Origin of the sequence: Aquabacterium parvum (assembly GCF_001447195.1) — a bacterium.
GTDB lineage: Bacteria > Pseudomonadota > Gammaproteobacteria > Burkholderiales > Burkholderiaceae_C > Aquabacterium > Aquabacterium parvum.
In genome coordinates this window covers 174306-189873 of the sequence record NZ_LFRI01000516.1, presented here as the reverse complement: position 1 = coordinate 189873, position 15568 = coordinate 174306, and the positions used below count along the sequence as shown (strand labels likewise).

The following is a 15568-nucleotide window of genomic DNA, read 5'->3' as shown; positions in this document are numbered from 1 at the left end:
GGCAGGCTGCGAAGGTCGCGCAGCGGTGAGGGCGTCAGGCTTGGCGCCCTCGGTCAGGGTGCAGGATGGCGTCAGGGGCCCGGTGTCAAAGCACGGGGCCCCTGTGGGTCAATTGCTCACTTCCAGTCTTCTTCGGACTTGGTGGCGCACTCCGGGTCTCCCGGGTTCACGTTGCAGCGGATCTTCTTGATCACCTTCAGGCCCCGCTTGTCGTACAGGCCCTTTTCGGCGATGTCGATGCGGGACTCACGCAGCATCAGCGTGTACTTGTAGGAGTTCTCTGGGGTGAGGTCCATCCAGGTGCCGGGCGGGATGCCGGCATCGGCCTGCTTGATGAGTTGCAGCGCGCGGTCGAACTGGCCCAGCCAGTACTGACGCGAATGCAGGCCAAAGCCTTCGGGGAACTTGGTCTTGTTGAGGATGACCTGGTAGGTGAGGATCAGGATCGGGAAGCGGGCGATGGCGCCGTTCTTGCCGATGCCCTTGTGCAGCTCCAGCGGCTTGTAAGCCAGCGTCGGTGCGGCAATCATGTCCACCGAGCCATTGTTGAACTTGGTCGAGAAGTTGGTGATGTCGGCCGACACCGGCTGCGCGCCGATGCGCTGGATCATCACGGCCTGGGCCTTGTCGTAGTCGAACGAGGCGATGCGCTTGCCAGCCAGGGCTTCGACGGTGTTGATCTTGCGGTCGTTGACCACCGGGTAGGCCGCGCCCAGGGGCAGGATGCCGCCGACTTCGTGGATGCCGTCAACCATCAGCTTGCTGGCTTGCGGCGCGCTGTAAGTCTGGATGACCTTGCGCACGACTTCGTAGCTGTCGGCGATGTTGATCTTGCCGTCGCGAACGATGGTGGTGGCGCCCAGGGTGTCAACCGCGCCGGCCACGGCGTTGAACTGGCGTGTGCGGAAGGCTGTGGCGATGAAAGCATCGCACTGACCGGTGCGGTAGTCCTCGGAGGCCACGCGCTCGTCGGTGTAGCCCTTGAGCTCGAGGGCCGCGCCGTGCTTTTGCATGGCCACGGCGTAATCCTTGGCCATGTTGAACAGGTCGCCAGAGGTGCCCAGCAGGTCGTAAACACAAATTTTCTGACCCGCCTGGGCCGGGGCAGCCATGGCGCACGCCATCAGCGCAGCCATGCCCATCTTGCTCGTCGTATTGACCAATTTCATGAAGTCTCCTCGGTGCAAAAAACAGAGGGCCTCATCTCTGAGGGCCCTCGGCTGTGTGCCTGCGCATCAGGCGGTGTCATGACCGCTGTCGCGATCTGACATCTTGTTTTGTAACTATATCGGGCAGATCGTTTCCCGAGGTAAACCCTTCCCCGCCTGAGCGAGGGAAGGGATTACCCGCATCTGAGGCGTCAGCCTGTCAGATCACTTCAGGAAGCTGTCGGCGTCGATGTCGCCGCCGGCCTTGTCGTCCCAGAACTTGCCCAGCGATGCGATGGGCGTGCGGGTGCCGGCGTTTTGCGTCCACATGCGGTCCGAGATGTTCTGGATCTGGGATTCGGCGATGGCGTCGATCAGGCGGTAGTCCTTGTTCGGGGTGAAGCCCGGAGCCGACGAGAAGCGCTTGATGAGTTCACGCAGGCGGGCGTTGTCATCGGTCGATTGGGCGGCGACGGCGGCCATCACGTGAGCCAGGCGCACACCCTTGGCTTCGCCCAGCTTCATGCTGGCTTCGAAAGTGCCCTTGATGTCCTTGCCTTCGCCACCGCCGGGGATGATGCTCCAGACCGTGGCGCGGGCGGCTTGAGGGGCACCCCACCACTTGTTGTTGTCCAGGCAGCCCAGGGCGCGCTCGACGATGGGCGCGGTGTCGGTGGGCACGCCAACGGCTTGCTGCGCGGCGATGTCGTTCTGCATGGCTTGCAGGCCGGCGACCGAGCCCAGCAGGTACACCAGCTCATCGAAGTCGCGCTTGAAAGCAGGGCAGTTGCTGCCGTACTTGAAGAAGTACTTTTGCTCCAGCTTGTCGCGCATGCGTGTGAAGGCAGCGTACTGGCGATGGGCAGCGGTCGTCAGGTGACGCTTCTGGGCGATGCGGGCGTCCAGGGCCTCGTCGGCGCGCTTGTCACGCGAGGCGCGCAGGTAGCGCATCTCGTCGGTCATGGCCTGGTTCTCGGAGCACACGCCGGCCGAAGACAGCATCACCGTTTCGATCAGGGAGGGGTCGCCGTAGAAATTGCGTGCGGCACCCACCAGCGGGGTGTTGACCACCGAGAAGTTGCAGGCCATTTCAACGTCGCCCATCTTCAGCGTCGGCGGCGTGAAGCCGTCTTCGATGATGGACAGCGTGGTGCTGCTGACATTCGATTCGATCAGGGCACAACCGCCCATGGTGAGGGCCGAGATGGCCAAGGCGGTGGTGGTCAGCAGGCGTGTGATCCGTGCGGTCATCAAGGGTCTCCAGCAAGATTCGTCGTGTTGGCTGCCCGCGTTCGAGGGTGGTGCGCGGGCGCATTTCCGTGATCTCGCGGGTTGGCGGCAGGTGCCAAATAAGTCCTGGAAATTCTATCTGTGCATCTCTGTGCGGCCGGCTTTGTCGCATCAGGGAAAGCCCCCGATCCCCCTCATGGTGTGCCCCATCTCCGTTTCACTCAGGCACAAAAAAGCCCGCGTCGAGCGCGGGCTTGTGCGGGGCTGTGGTTGGCGCGTGGCATGTCAGCGGATGGGTTTGAAGCGCACGCGCTTGGGGCGCGCGCCTTCTTCGCCCAGGCGCTTCTTCTTGTCGGCTTCGTATTCCTGGTAGTTGCCGTCGAAGAAGAACCACTGCGAGTCGCCTTCGCACGCCAGGATGTGCGTGCAGATGCGGTCGAGGAACCAGCGGTCGTGGGAGATGATCATGGCGCTGCCGGCGAACTCCAGCAGGGCGTCTTCCAGGGCGCGCAGGGTTTCAACGTCCAGGTCGTTCGACGGTTCGTCGAGCATCAGCACGTTGCCGCCCTGGGCCAGGGTCTTGGCCAGGTGCAGGCGACCGCGCTCACCGCCCGAGAGGTTGCCCACCAGCTTTTGCTGGTCGTTGCCCTTGAAGTTAAAGCGGCCGATGTAGGCGCGCGAGGGCATCACGAACTTGCCCACGACGATGTTGTCCAGGCCACCCGAGACGTCTTCCCACACGGTCTTGCTGCCATCCAGGCCTTCGCGGCTCTGGTCGACGAAGGCCAGTTGAGCGGTCTTGCCGATGACCACTTCGCCGCTGTCCGGGGTCTCGACACCCTGGATCATGCGGAACAGCGTCGATTTGCCGGCGCCGTTGGGGCCGATGATGCCGACGATGGCGCCAGCCGGCACCTTGAAGCTCAGGTTGTCGATCAGCATGCGGTCACCAAAGGACTTGGTGACGTTCTTGAACTCGATGACTTCGTTGCCCAGGCGCTCGGCCACGGGGATGAAGATTTCGTTCGTTTCGTTGCGCTTTTGGTATTCGACGTCGCTCAGCTCTTCGAATCGGGCCAGGCGGGCCTTGCTCTTGGCTTGGCGGCCCTTGGCGTTCTTGCGCACCCATTCCAGCTCGACCTTCAAGGCCTTGGCGCGGGCGTCTTCGGTCTTTTGCTCCTGCTCCAGGCGCTTGCCCTTGGCGTCGAGCCAGTCGGAGTAGTTGCCCTTGTAGGGGTGGCCGGCGCCGCGGTCGAGTTCGAGGATCCACTCGGCGGCGTTGTCCAGGAAGTAGCGATCGTGGGTGATGGCCACCACGGTGCCGGAGAAGCGGCTGAGGAACTGCTCCAGCCAGTCCACGGACTCGGCGTCCAAGTGGTTGGTGGGCTCGTCGAGCAGCAGCATGTCGGGCTTGGACAGCAGCAGGCGGCACAGGGCCACGCGGCGCTTTTCACCGCCGGAGAGGTTGCCGATGATGGCGTCCCAGGCGGGCAGGCGCAGGGCGTCCGCGGCCAGCTCCAGTTGCAGGTCGGTGTTCTCGGAGCCGCCGGCGGCGATGATGGCTTCCAGCTCGCCTTGCTCGGCGGCCAGGGCATCGAAGTCGGCGTTTTCGTCGGCATAGGCCGCGTACACCTCGTCGAGGCGCTTCTTGGCGGCCAGCACGCCGCCGATGCCCTCTTCAACGGCCTCGCGCACCGTCTGCTCGGGGTTCATCTGCGGCTCTTGCGGCAGGTAGCCGATCTTGATACCGGGCATCGGGACGGCTTCGCCCTCGATGTCCTTGTCCACGCCCGCCATGATTTTCAGGAAGGTGGACTTGCCCGAGCCGTTCACGCCCAAGACGCCGATCTTGGCGCCGGGGAAGAAGCTCAGGGTGATGTCTTTGAGGATCTGCCGCTTCGGGGGAACGATCTTCCCGACGCGGTTCATGGTGAAAACGTACTGGGCCATGGCAGGCTCGCGAAAAGCGAGTGTCTTTCGTCAAACCGCGTAGCTTAAGGCATCCGCAGGATTTCACGAGGCAGAACGCGCCCCTGGAGGCGCGTTCATGTGAGGGGCTCAGTTCGGTGCGTCGGGGCGCGGCAAGCCTGAGATGGTTGGCGCCGCGTTCGGCGTTGATCAGGCGCGCAGGCGCTGGAGCAGGGCTTGCGTTTCGGCCGCTGCAGCGCGCTGACCGCCTTCGTCTGTCATCTCGGCGAGCTCCAGCAGGGACATCTTCAGGCGCATCAGGCCGTCACGCAGGCTGAAGAGCGCATCTTGCATCTCGGCCACCTGGGCGGGACTGGGCTCGAAGTGGCGTTCGCTCGACATGGTGCTTCTCCTGTGAAGTGGCCATTGGGCGACCACAGCATGATTCTGGAGAGGCTGGCGTGGAGGGGGTAGCGCCTGATTGAGGGGTTCTGCCGGGCGCTTGCGGCATGCGGCGCTCAGTTTTGCAATGTGGGCATGGATGCCAGCCAGCGGCAGGTGCTGGCTTCGTCGATGTCGATCGCCCATTGCTTTCGACGCGAAGTCTGCCCCCTCAGCAGCTCGACCTGGGATTGGGTGACGCCGAGTTGCTGGGCGAGCCATTTGCGGATGGCATCGTTGGCTGCGCCGTCCACAGGTGGGGCCGACAGCCTCAGTCGCAGGGCGCCGTCGTGCCAGCCTGTCACCTCTGTGCGCGGGGCATTCGGTGAGACGCTGATGTCGAGGATGACGCGCGTGCAGATTTGTTTGCCTTTGCCCGATGTTTCGACACGCAGGCAGGGCCATGGATGGGGCTGGCTCATGTTCGTGGAGGCGCATGGGCGGACACCCAGGGTGCGCACAAAGAAAAAGCCCGGCCGAAGCCGGGCTCATCGGACAAGGCGTCCCGATCGCTCAGGGCGCCACCCGTCATCAGGGCTTGTTGCCGGTGGGGAAAGGCCAAGCAGCCTGAGGGCTCAGCGTGGTCTTGGCAGCAGGGGCAGCAGCAGCCTTTTTCGCAGGGGCAGGCTTGGCAGCAGGCTTCTTCGCAGCAGCCTTCTTGGCGGCCGGCTTCGCGGCGGGCTTGGCTGCAGCCTTCTTGGGGGCAGCGGCCTTCTTCACTGCGGCCTTCTTGGGCGCAGCAGCCTTCTTCGGGGCAGCAGCCTTCTTGGGGGCGGCGGCCTTCTTCACTGCAACCTTCTTGGCTGCGGGCTTCTTGACGGCAGCCTTCTTGACTGCGGCCTTCTTCACTGCAGCCTTCTTGACCGCGACCTTCTTGGCGGGCGCGGCCTTCTTCACTGCAACCTTCTTGGCGGCAGGCTTCTTGACAGCAGCCTTCTTGGCGGGGGCCTTCTTCACAGCGGCCTTCTTGGGTGCAGCAGCCTTCTTGGTTGCCACTTTTTTCGCAGTTGCCATACGTATCTCCTTGATCAAGTTGCAAAGAGCACTGGGCCGCAGGAGTGCGGCTCAGGCATCCATCACCCGACGCCCCCTAGGATCTGGACGCGGTGTGATGAACGGGGTACGCCAGGTCGGCGCCCTCGGGACTTGCGTCTGCTCTTTGCGGCAGATCGCGGATCAGTCCCAGGACAGGGCTCCGCCCGACTGGTATTCGATGACTCGGGTTTCGAAGAAGTTGCGTTCCTTCTTCAGGTCGATCATTTCGCTCATCCAGGGGAAGGGGTTCTCTTCATTGGGGAAGAGTTCCTCCAGCCCGATCTGGGTGGCGCGGCGGTTGGCGATGTAGCGCAGGTAGCCCTTGAACATCGATGCGTTGAGTCCCAGCACACCACGGGGCATGGTGTCTTCAGCGTATCGGTATTCGAGTTCGACTGCTTTGATGAACAGCGCCTTGATTTCGGCCTTGAATTGCGCAGTCCAGAGGTGCGGGTTTTCAAGCTTGAGCTGGTTGATGAGGTCGATGCCGAAGTTGCAGTGCATCGACTCGTCGCGCAGGATGTATTGGTACTGCTCGGCAGCGCCCGTCATCTTGTTCTGGCGGCCCAGGGCCAGGATCTGCGTGAAGCCGACGTAGAAGAACAGGCCTTCCATCAGGCAGGCGAAGACGATCAGCGACTTCAGCAGCGTCTGGTCGTTCTCGGTCGTGCCCGTCTTGAAGTCGGGGTTCATGATCGCTTCGATGAAGGGGATCAGGAACTCATCCTTGTCGCGGATGGACTGAACTTCGTTGTAGGCGTTGAAGATTTCGGACTCATCCAGGCCCAGGCTTTCAACGATGTATTGGTAAGCGTGGGTGTGGATGGCTTCTTCAAAAGCCTGGCGCAGCAGGAACTGGCGGCACTCGGGCGCCGTGATGTGGCGGTAGGTGCCCAGCACGATGTTGTTGGCGGCCAGCGAGTCGGCGGTGACGAAGAAGCCGAGGTTGCGCTTGATGATGCGGCGCTCGTCTTCGCTCAGACCGTTCGGGTCTTTCCACAGCGCGATGTCTCGCGACATGTTGACCTCTTGCGGCATCCAGTGGTTGGCGCAGGTGGCGAGGTACTTTTCCCAAGCCCACTTGTACTTGAACGGCACCAACTGATTGACGTCGGTCTGGCCGTTGATGATGCGCTTGTCGGCAACGTTGACGCGACGGGTGGATGCGCTGGTGGCCTGGGTCGCGTTGTTCATCGACGAAGCGAGAGGCGACGAGGCCGTGTCCCGTGTTGCGCCGGAGGCGTTCGACACGGAAGCAGGAGACTTGGATGAGGAGTTGGACGAATCGTCTTCCCAGACCAGCATGGTTGACTTCCTATGGGATCGGATTATGGAAGGGTGTTGTGAAAAACACCAAGCACTTCTTGACATCGACGAGCCAAGTGACCTCATGTTTGTTGCGGGATCGCATCGAATGAGGGCCGTGGCGCGATGTCGGAGGCAAGGGGCTTCCCGCATGTCATCGCCTTGAAGGGCCGATGACATGGGGCTTTGCGGCCCCATGCCTCTTTCATGACTGCATCACTGACAAGCTTCGCAGTCGGGGTTGTCGATCGAGCAGAACTTGATGTCGGTGGCAGGCGTCATGTCGTCTTGTGCAGCGCTTGCTTGCACGGGCGCTGCCACTTCGGGTGCTGCATTCAAGCCGCCACCAGCGTTGCTCGACACCGCATTGAGTTGACCGCGCGAGACCGTCGACTTCTCTGCGTGGGTGGCGCCCACGGTGCGCAGGTAGTACGTGGTCTTGAGGCCGCGCACCCATGCCAGTTTGTAGGTTTCATCGAGCTTCTTGCCCGATGCGCCTGCCATGTAGATGTTGAGCGACTGGGCCTGGTCGATCCACTTCTGGCGACGCGAAGCGGCCTCGACCAGCCACACGGGCTCGACTTCGAAGGCCGTGGCGTACAGGGCCTTGAGGTCTTCGGGCACGCGGTCGATGCGACGCAGCGAGCCGTCGAAGTGCTTGAGGTCCATGACCATCACGTCGTCCCACAGGCCCAGCTTTTTCAGGTCACGCACGAGGTACTCGTTGATGACGGTGAACTCGCCCGAGAGGTTGGACTTCACCGAGAGGTTGCCGAAGCAGGGCTCGATGGAAGCGTCCACGCCGATGATGTTGGAGATGGTCGCGGTCGGGGCGATGGCCACGCAGTTGGAGTTGCGCATGCCGTGCTGGGCGATGCGGCCGCGCAGCGCGTCCCAGTCCAGCGTGGTGGTGCTGTCGACGTCGACGTAGCCACCGCGTTGCTCCAGCAGCAGCTTGAGCGAGTCGATCGGCAGGATGCCGCGGTCCCACAGCGAGCCACGGTAGCTGCTGTAGCGGCCACGTTCTTCGGCCAGCTCGGTCGAGGCCCAGTAAGCCTGGTAGCAGACGGCTTCCATCGAGCGGTCGGCGAACTCGACCGCAGCCTGGCTGGCGTAAGGCGTGCGCAGTTGGTACAGCGCGTCCTGGAAGCCCATGATGCCCAGGCCGACGGGGCGGTGGCGCAGGTTCGAGTCACGCGCCTTCTTGACGGCGTAGTAGTTGATGTCGATGACGTTGTCGAGCATGCGCATGGCGGTGCGCACGGTCTTCTTGAGCTTGTCGTGGTCGATGCCGCCGTCCTTGATGTGCTGGGCCAGGTTGACCGAGCCCAGGTTGCACACCGCGATTTCGCCGCCGTTGGTGTTCAGGGTGATCTCGGTGCACAGGTTGGACGAGTGCACCACGCCGACGTGCTGCTGGGGCGAGCGCACGTTGCAGGCGTCCTTGAAGGTGATCCAGGGGTGGCCGGTTTCGAACAGCATCGACAGCATGCGACGCCACAGGTCGGTGGCTTTCACGCGCTTGAAGGGCTTGATCTCGCCACGGTCGGCGCGGGCTTCGTAGGCGGTGTAGGCCTCCTCGAAGGCAAGGCCGAACTTGTCGTGCAGGTCGGGGCAGGACGAGGGCGAGAACAGCGTCCACTCGCCACCTTCCATCACGCGCTTCATGAACAGGTCGGGGATCCAGTTGGCCGTGTTCATGTCGTGGGTGCGACGGCGGTCGTCACCGGTGTTCTTACGCAGCTCCAGGAACTCCTCGACGTCCAGGTGCCACGATTCCAGGTAGGCGCAGACGGCGCCCTTGCGCTTGCCGCCCTGGTTGACGGCCACGGCCGTGTCGTTGACCACCTTCAGGAAGGGGACCACGCCTTGCGACTTGCCGTTGGTGCCCTTGATGTGCGAGCCCAGGGCGCGCACCGGGGTCCAGTCGTTGCCCAGGCCGCCCGCGAACTTGGAGAGCAGGGCGTTTTCCTTGATGGCTTCGTAGATGCCGTCGAGGTCGTCGGGGACGGTGGTCAGGTAGCACGACGACAGCTGCGAGCGGCGGGTACCGGCGTTGAACAGCGTCGGGGTGGACGACATGAAGTCGAAGGACGACAGCAGCTCGTAGAACTCGATGGCGCGGGCTTCGCGGTCGATTTCATTGAGGGCCAGGCCCATGGCGACGCGCATGAAGAAAGCCTGCGGCATCTCGATGCGCTTGCCTTCGGTGTGCAGGAAGTAGCGGTCGTACAGGGTCTGCAGGCCGAGGTAGTCGAAGTTGAGGTCGCGCTCGTACTTCAGCGCGGCGCCCAGGCGGGCCAGGTCGAACTGACCGAGCTTTTCGTCCAGCAGCTCGGCCTCGATGCCCTTCTTGATGAAGCCGGGGAAGTAGTCGGCGTAACGCGTGGCCATTTCGGCGTGCGTGACTTCTTCGCCCAGGATCTCGCGGCGGATGGTGTGCATCAGCAGGCGCGAGGTGGCGCGGGTGTAGGCCGGGTCGTGTTCGATGCGGGTGCGCGCGGCCAGGATGGCGGCCTTGTAGACCTCGTCGATGGAGACGCCGTCGTACAGGTTGCGCTGGGTCTCGGCGAAGATGGGGCCGGCCTTGACGTCTTCACCCAGGCCAGCACAAGAGGTCTCGATCAGGGCCTTGAGGGCGGCGGTGTCCAGGGGCACGCGCTGGCCGCGGTCGATGACGTGCAGCGTGGGGGCAGCGACTTGCTGTTCGGTGGCTTGCTTGGCGCGCTCTTGTGCGCGGCGCTCGCGATACAGCACGTAGGCGCGGGCGATCTCGTGGTGGCCGCCGCGCATCAGGCCGAGCTCGACCTGGTCCTGGATGTCTTCGATGTGGAAGGTGCCGCCGCTCGGACGCGAGCGCAGCAGGCCGCGCACCACGGCTTCGGTCAGGCCGTCGACGGTCTCGCGCACCGATGCGGAGGCGGCGCCTTGCGTGCCGTGAACGGCCAGGAAGGCCTTCATCAGGGCGACGGCGATCTTGCTGGGTTCAAACGAGACGACCGCACCATTGCGTCGGATGATCTGGTAGGCGGCGTAGGCCGACTGACGGGGCTGCTGGCCGGCTTCGGCGGCGGCGCCGGAGAAGGCAGACGGGGTGGACGACTGGGTGCTGGGCGTGGACGTTTGCATGGGGTTCCCTTCGGTGGGCACAGGGCCGAAGTCCCTTGTGATGGGGCTCTCGGGCCTGAAGATGGGAGGCGCCGCGGGGTGGCCGGGCGCCGACTGCTGGAGCACTAGATATGGTGTCCGATTTGTTTTTGGACGCTACCTGTAGTGTTCGGTGGCGACTATAGCGCCTTTTTTGGGGCGTGCATCAGGCTGTTGCAAAAACTCGGGAAAGCGCTGATTCAGGCCTGCAGCGATGGCATGGCGAGGGGGGGCAATCGGTCGTTTTTCCAGCCTGTCAGCTCAGCGAGGCGAGCCCATTCGAAGGCCTTGCCGGGGTCTTGTTTTCGCCCGGGAGCCACGTGTTCATGGCCCACTGTCTGGTGGATGGGCCAGGTCTGGCTCAGGTCCGAGAGCAGGCTGGCGAGGGCCTGGTACTGGGCGTCTTCGAAGGGGTGATGTTCCAGGCCTTCGAGCTCGATTCCCACGCTGTGGTCGTTGCAATTGTCGCGACCTTGCCACGAGGATTTGCCCGCGTGCCAGGCACGCTCGTTGACGCTGACGAACTGAACCAGCTCGCCATCCCGCCGGATGAAAAAGTGAGACGACACCTCCGCGCCGCGAATCTGGTCGAAGTAGGGGTGCGCGTCCCAGTCGAGCGTGTTGGTGAAGAGTCGCTCGACTTCGTCGCCGCCGTAGACGCCAGGCGGCAGGCTGATCGAGTGAACGATGGCCAGGTCTACGGCCGCGCCAAGGGGGCGTGGGCCGAAGTTGGGGGAGGGCACGTGGCGTGCGCCCAGGTGCCAGCCTGCCTGCCAGGCGCTCGACGAGGCATCCGGTGCCTGGGCGAGAAGGGTGCCGGGATCGGGCTCAGTCGCCATCGGTTTCAGGGTCGAATCGCTCGCCCAGCAGCACGCCTTGGTCGCTCACCTGCACGCCCAGGCGGGCCATGCGATAGCGCATTTGGCGCAGGGAAAGGCCCAGGCTGGCACCAGCGGCTGTGCGATTGAGTCGGTGCTTTTCCAGGGCCTGGATGAGGATTTCGCGCTCGACCTGGTCCAGGTGGGCGACCAGGTCGCGCGGCATGGGCATGGTCTCAGCGTGGGGCTGAGCGTGGATGGGCGGGGTGGTCGAGGGCATCGAGCCGGCCTCGGCTGGCTCGGGGGACGCAAGAGGGGACTGCGAGGTGTTGGCGGGTGCGGACGGCAGACCCAGGTCGTCTGCCTCCAACGTGGTGGCGTTGCTCAGCGCCACCGCACGGTGCAGCATGTTCTCCAGCTCGCGCACGTTGCCGGGGAAGGGGTGGGCCAGCAGCGCTGCCAGCGCGTCGGTGCTCAGTTGTGGTGGGGAGGTGAGGCCTGACTCCTGGCCGATGCGGTCAAGGATGCGTTGGCAAAGCAGGGGCAGGTCCTCGATCCGCTCGCGCAAGGGGGGCAGTGCGATGCGGATGACATTGAGGCGGTAGAAGAGGTCTTGCCGAAAGCGTTGCGCCTGCACCTCGTGGGCCAGGTCTTTGTGCGAAGCGCTGATGAGGCGCACGTCCACGGGCACTTCCTGTGTGGCGCCGACGGGGCGCACGGCCCGCTCCTGGATGGCTCGCAGCAGCTTCGATTGCATGGCCAGTGGCAGGTCGCCGATTTCATCGAGGAAGAGCGTGCCACCATGCGCGGCCTGGAAAAAGCCGGCGCGGTCTTCGGTGGCGCCGGTGAAGGCGCCTTTGCGGAAGCCGAAGAACTCGGCTTCAAGCAGTTGCTCCGGGATGGCGCCGCAGTTGACCGCGATGAACGGGGCTGCGCCACGGCTGCTGCAGTCGTGGATGGCCCGGGCCACCAGCTCCTTGCCGGTGCCCGACTCGCCCCACAACAACACGGGCGCCATGCTGCGAGCGACCTTGTCGATGAGCACCCGCACCTGCTGCATGGCGGGGCTGTGACCTGCCAGTCGTGCCAAGCCTGGTGGTTCGCTCCCCGCGCGGGGGCGGGTGCGCTGTTCGGGCTGAGGCGGTGTTGGCGCGGCGGTGGCCGAGTCTTCGCGGGCTTGCAGCGCCGACGCCACCACACTGCGGAACTGTTTGAGGTCCACCGGCTTGGTGAGGTAGTCGTAGGCGCCTGCCTTGAGCGCGCTGACGGCGTTTTCGGCCGATCCGTAGGCGGTGATGACGATGCTCTTTTCGGGCCGGCCTGCGGCGTCGAGGCGGCGGATCAGGTCCAGCCCTTCGCCATCGGGCAGGCGCATGTCCGTGATGATGGCGCTGAACGCTTGCTCGCTGAGCAGCTGCCAGGCGTCTTCGACGCAGCCAGCGGTTTCAATGTGGTAGCCCTCGCGCAGCAGTGTCAGTTCGTACAGCGTGCGCAGATCAGGCTCGTCGTCGACGACCAGCAGGCGGTGGCGGGAGGGTGCGTTCATGCGGTGAACGGGCTGTCAGCCGGGGAGTCGACGGGCATCGTGATGAAGAACTCGTTGCGGTGTCGAATGGAGGGAGGGTGTTGGCGGTAGTCGATGCTCGCACCGTGCCTCTCACACAATTCTCGGGAAATGTACAGGCCCAGTCCAGTGCCTCGGCTGCTGGTCGAGAAGAAGGGCTCGAACAGGGCGCGCTCGGTGTCGGGCTGGATGGGCTCACCATCGTTGCCCACCGACAGCATCAGCAAACCCTCCGGCGTGACCGAGGCCAGCCAGCGCAGGCTCAGCAGGATGGCGCCGGGCTCGCCGCTGTTGTAGCGCAGGGCGTTGTCGAGCAGGTTGACCAGCACACGCTGCAGGTGCTCAGGCTCGAAGCGAACCCGCAACGGGACCTGTTTGGGGCCAGGGTGGCACCCACTGACATCGATCTCGAACAGGCTGTCAGCGCCGCTGTCGATGCGATGGGTGCTGCGCCATTCGTTGCAAATGGCCATCACCGTTTCGACAGGGTCGATGGCGGGCGCTGGCGGGCGCACGCCTGGGGCCACGGTGAGGATGTCGTCAACGATGTGTTTGAGTCGATCGACGTTGGAGCCGATCATCTGGGTGAGCTTTTGCTGGCTGGGATGGAGGGCGTCCTCGGCCAGCAGGGCATTGGCCTGTGCGATGGCGGCCAGGGGGTTGCGGATTTCGTGGGCGATGCCGGCCGACATCCGGCCCATGGAGGCGAGCTTGTCCTGGCGTTGGCGGGCGCGCACGGTGCGAAGGTCCTCCAGCAACATCACGCACATGTCTTCTCGGCGAGCGTCTTGCTGGGGCGGTGCCGGGCTTCGGGTGAAGCGCACCCGCAGTCGCAACTCACGCTGCGACTGGTCGTCAAAGCGCAGGCGGATTTCCTGTCCGCCCTCTGCCTGCAGCGGGTGGTTGATGGCGCGTTCGACGGCCTCGACCAGGGGGTGCCAGGCAGGCACGCCACGCAGCTGGAAAGGGGCGTTCGAGGCGATGCGGTGGGCCGACAGCAGGCGACGCGCCGCCGGGTTGGCGGTGCGCACGCGACCTCGCCGGTCGACCACCATCACGCCCTCTGTCATTTCGTCGAGCACCAGGCGATTGAGTTCGGCCTGCTGACGCGCCAGCTCCAGGCTGCCTCGGGCGCTGCGTTCTTCCCGGGCCAGGCGAGTGGCCAGCTCGTTGGCCAGGATCGCGATGGCGAACAGGCCGATGCCGGTCAGCCCGGCCTGGGTCATGAGCTGCGTGATCTGGGTTTGCCCCTGGACCAGTTGCAGCGCAGCGGATCCCAGCAGGTTCAGGGTCGCCACGGCGGCCGTGCCCAGGGCCATGATGCGCGACATCAGCACGCCCGCCATCAACACGGGCAGCACCAGCAGGGCCTGCGAGTTGACCGAAGAGCCGGTCAGGTAATGCAACCCGGAAAAGAAGGCCAGGTCCACGCCAACGCTGCCCAGCACCTGACGTGGACGCAGTGTCGATTGCTGAGCCGGTGCAGGTCGCCGTTGACTGGGCCACCACCACACCAGCCAAGCCAGCCCGGCATAGCCCAGCGTCATCCATTTCATCCAGCCGGGTGTTTCGGTGCCGGCGGCATGGAGCACACCGATGAGCCCCAGCAGGGTGAGTGCCAGGACGGCTCGGGCGTTGAGGAAGGCACGGTAGACCCGGAAAAAGTAGGGCGCACCCGCTGCTTCGGATGTGGGTTGAGAGGGCGGGCCGCTGCCAATTCCGCTCCATCCACGGCCACCAAACGCTTCCTGGATGAGGGTGCTGTCGACGCCGTCCGGGGGGCCAAACCAGGAGTTCGCCTGCGCGGCGCCGGCGTGGGCTTTTGATGGCGAGACGGGCATGTCGGGTCAGCCGGGGCGGCGGGCCGCCTGGAGGTGCGCTTCGCTGCAAAAGGGCTGGCCTTGCCCGTTGACGAGGGCCTCGCTGGCCGGCAGGTGAACGCCGCAGTGCGCGCAGGGGACCATCGCAGTCGTTGGGGCTGGTTCGGGCTTGGCCTGGTTCTGGCGCGGCGGCTGCGCAGGCTCACGGGATCGAACGCCGCGCAGCAGCTTGCGCACGCCAGGCGAATACAGCAGCCACAGCACCAAGGCAGCCAGCAGGAGGAACTTCAGCATGAGGGCCCTTCAGGCAGCAGAACGGTGAAGCAGGATCTCGAGCACGAAGCGCGACCCAACGTAGGCCAGCAACAGCAGCAGCGAGCCCGCGATCAGCCAGCGAATGGCCTGCCTGCCGCGCCAGCCGAAACGGGCGCGGCCAACGAGCAAGACGGCAAAGACGCACCATGACAGGACCGAGAAGATGGTTTTGTGATCCCACTTCCAGGGCGAAGTGAAGGCGGCACCCAGCAACAGGGTCAGGCTCAGCATCGCGAAGCCCGCAGCCACGAACTTCAGGGTCAAGGATTCCAGCCGCAGCAGCGGCATGCCCAGCGCTTGTCCAGCGGGCCGGTGGGGCGAGGGGATCTGGCCTGATCCCGCTGTGCCGGAGCGCAGTCGCCGCTCGGCGTGCGTCAGCAAGACCGCGTGCAGCAGTGCAGCGCCGATCAGGCCGTAGGAGGCAAACCCTGTGACCCAGTGCAAGGGGGCCCAGGCATCGATCTGGCCGGCCGCATGGGTCCGTCCGGGGAAGACCCAGGCCAGCACCACGCTCACGGCGGCCAGCAGGGCCAAGGTCTGGCGCACGGCAGGCAGGCCCAGGCGGCGGCTTTCCAGGGCGTAGACGCCCAGCACCAGCCACGATGTGACCGACAGCGCCGGCGCGAAGCCAAAGCGGGCGCCCGCCTGGGGGGCATCGAGCGCCAGAACGTCCACCCCGATGGCCACCGCCTGCGACAGCCAGGCGAGCAGGCAGAAAGCCGCCAGCACGGTGGGCACGCGGTGTCCAGTCTGTTCGGCGCGCTGCGGCCAGCCGATGGCCACGGCGTAGCCGATGACGGCCAACACGCTGGGCCAGAAGGTGGGCGATAAAATCAT

The 15568-nt window shown here is 64.7% G+C and carries 13 protein-coding genes; all 13 read right to left on the bottom strand.

The window, feature by feature from the left end; genetic code table 11:
- Nucleotides 1-116: 116 nt before the first annotated feature.
- The 13 genes from ABG80_RS19325 to ABG80_RS19265 all read right to left on the bottom strand — a co-directional run bounded on the left by ABG80_RS19325 (nt 117) and on the right by ABG80_RS19265 (nt 15568).
- Nucleotides 117-1169, bottom strand: a complete 1053-nt coding sequence (locus ABG80_RS19325; protein WP_083506290.1) for a putative solute-binding protein — start codon at nt 1167-1169, stop codon at nt 117-119.
- 204 nt (nt 1170-1373) lie between these two features.
- Nucleotides 1374-2399: a hypothetical protein gene (locus ABG80_RS19320; protein ID WP_058089179.1), complete on the bottom strand. Its 1026-nt coding sequence runs from the start codon at nt 2397-2399 to the stop codon at nt 1374-1376.
- A 264-nt stretch (nt 2400-2663) separates the two neighbouring features.
- Nucleotides 2664-4328 (bottom strand): energy-dependent translational throttle protein EttA, encoded by a 1665-nt coding sequence (gene ettA / locus ABG80_RS19315; protein WP_058089178.1) that lies wholly within the window; start codon nt 4326-4328, stop codon nt 2664-2666.
- Nucleotides 4329-4496: 168 nt separating this feature from the next.
- Complete coding sequence (locus ABG80_RS19310) at nt 4497-4688, bottom strand: hypothetical protein (protein WP_058089177.1); 192 nt, start codon at nt 4686-4688, stop codon at nt 4497-4499.
- Between the two features lie 116 nt (nt 4689-4804).
- Entirely contained in the window at nt 4805-5149 is a 345-nt protein-coding gene (locus ABG80_RS19305; protein ID WP_083506288.1) for a DUF167 domain-containing protein, read from the bottom strand.
- 109 nt (nt 5150-5258) lie between these two features.
- Entirely contained in the window at nt 5259-5741 is a 483-nt protein-coding gene (locus ABG80_RS19300; RefSeq protein ID WP_058089176.1) for a hypothetical protein, read from the bottom strand.
- 162 nt (nt 5742-5903) lie between these two features.
- Nucleotides 5904-7067, bottom strand: a complete 1164-nt coding sequence (locus tag ABG80_RS19295) for a ribonucleotide-diphosphate reductase subunit beta (RefSeq protein WP_058089175.1) — start codon at nt 7065-7067, stop codon at nt 5904-5906.
- 216 nt (nt 7068-7283) lie between these two features.
- On the bottom strand, nt 7284-10196 hold the full coding sequence (locus tag ABG80_RS19290; RefSeq protein WP_058089216.1) for a ribonucleoside-diphosphate reductase subunit alpha: 2913 nt from the start codon (nt 10194-10196) through the stop codon (nt 7284-7286).
- Between the two features lie 218 nt (nt 10197-10414).
- Nucleotides 10415-11053, bottom strand: coding sequence for a 1,6-anhydro-N-acetylmuramyl-L-alanine amidase AmpD (gene ampD, locus ABG80_RS19285; RefSeq protein ID WP_058089174.1), 639 nt, complete (start codon nt 11051-11053; stop codon nt 10415-10417).
- Nucleotides 11043-12578 carry a sigma-54-dependent transcriptional regulator gene (locus ABG80_RS19280; RefSeq protein ID WP_058089173.1) on the bottom strand — a complete coding sequence of 512 codons (1536 nt, stop codon included), beginning with the start codon at nt 12576-12578 and terminating at the stop codon, nt 11043-11045. The genes ampD and ABG80_RS19280 overlap by 11 nt, the downstream gene beginning before the upstream one ends.
- Nucleotides 12575-14437 (bottom strand): two-component system sensor histidine kinase NtrB, encoded by a 1863-nt coding sequence (locus tag ABG80_RS19275; RefSeq protein ID WP_058089172.1) that lies wholly within the window; start codon nt 14435-14437, stop codon nt 12575-12577. The genes ABG80_RS19280 and ABG80_RS19275 overlap by 4 nt, the downstream gene beginning before the upstream one ends.
- A 6-nt stretch (nt 14438-14443) precedes the next feature.
- The gene (locus ABG80_RS19270) at nt 14444-14710 is read right to left on the bottom strand and encodes a PP0621 family protein (RefSeq protein WP_058089171.1); all 267 of its coding nucleotides are present in this window, start codon (nt 14708-14710) and stop codon (nt 14444-14446) included.
- Between the two features lie 9 nt (nt 14711-14719).
- Complete coding sequence (locus ABG80_RS19265) at nt 14720-15568, bottom strand: cytochrome C assembly family protein (RefSeq protein ID WP_058089170.1); 849 nt, start codon at nt 15566-15568, stop codon at nt 14720-14722.

Bases quoted from the DNA above. Each gene is read 5' to 3' on its own strand.
- ABG80_RS19320 (WP_058089179.1), bottom strand. From the start codon at position 2,399: ATGACCGCACGGATCACACGCCTGCTGACCACCACCGCCTTGGCCATC.
- ABG80_RS19305 (WP_083506288.1), bottom strand. From the start codon at position 5,149: ATGAGCCAGCCCCATCCATGGCCCTGCCTGCGTGTCGAAACATCGGGC.
- ABG80_RS19290 (WP_058089216.1), bottom strand. From the start codon at position 10,196: ATGCAAACGTCCACGCCCAGCACCCAGTCGTCCACCCCGTCTGCCTTC.
- ABG80_RS19295 (WP_058089175.1), bottom strand. From the start codon at position 7,067: ATGCTGGTCTGGGAAGACGATTCGTCCAACTCCTCATCCAAGTCTCCT.
- ABG80_RS19325 (WP_083506290.1), bottom strand. From the start codon at position 1,169: ATGAAATTGGTCAATACGACGAGCAAGATGGGCATGGCTGCGCTGATG.
- ABG80_RS19280 (WP_058089173.1), bottom strand. From the start codon at position 12,578: ATGAACGCACCCTCCCGCCACCGCCTGCTGGTCGTCGACGACGAGCCT.
- ABG80_RS19310 (WP_058089177.1), bottom strand. From the start codon at position 4,688: ATGTCGAGCGAACGCCACTTCGAGCCCAGTCCCGCCCAGGTGGCCGAG.
- ABG80_RS19300 (WP_058089176.1), bottom strand. From the start codon at position 5,741: ATGGCAACTGCGAAAAAAGTGGCAACCAAGAAGGCTGCTGCACCCAAG.
- ABG80_RS19270 (WP_058089171.1), bottom strand. From the start codon at position 14,710: ATGCTGAAGTTCCTCCTGCTGGCTGCCTTGGTGCTGTGGCTGCTGTAT.
- ABG80_RS19275 (WP_058089172.1), bottom strand. From the start codon at position 14,437: ATGCCCGTCTCGCCATCAAAAGCCCACGCCGGCGCCGCGCAGGCGAAC.
- ABG80_RS19265 (WP_058089170.1), bottom strand. From the start codon at position 15,568: ATGATTTTATCGCCCACCTTCTGGCCCAGCGTGTTGGCCGTCATCGGC.
- ampD (WP_058089174.1), bottom strand. From the start codon at position 11,053: ATGGCGACTGAGCCCGATCCCGGCACCCTTCTCGCCCAGGCACCGGAT.
- ettA (WP_058089178.1), bottom strand. From the start codon at position 4,328: ATGGCCCAGTACGTTTTCACCATGAACCGCGTCGGGAAGATCGTTCCC.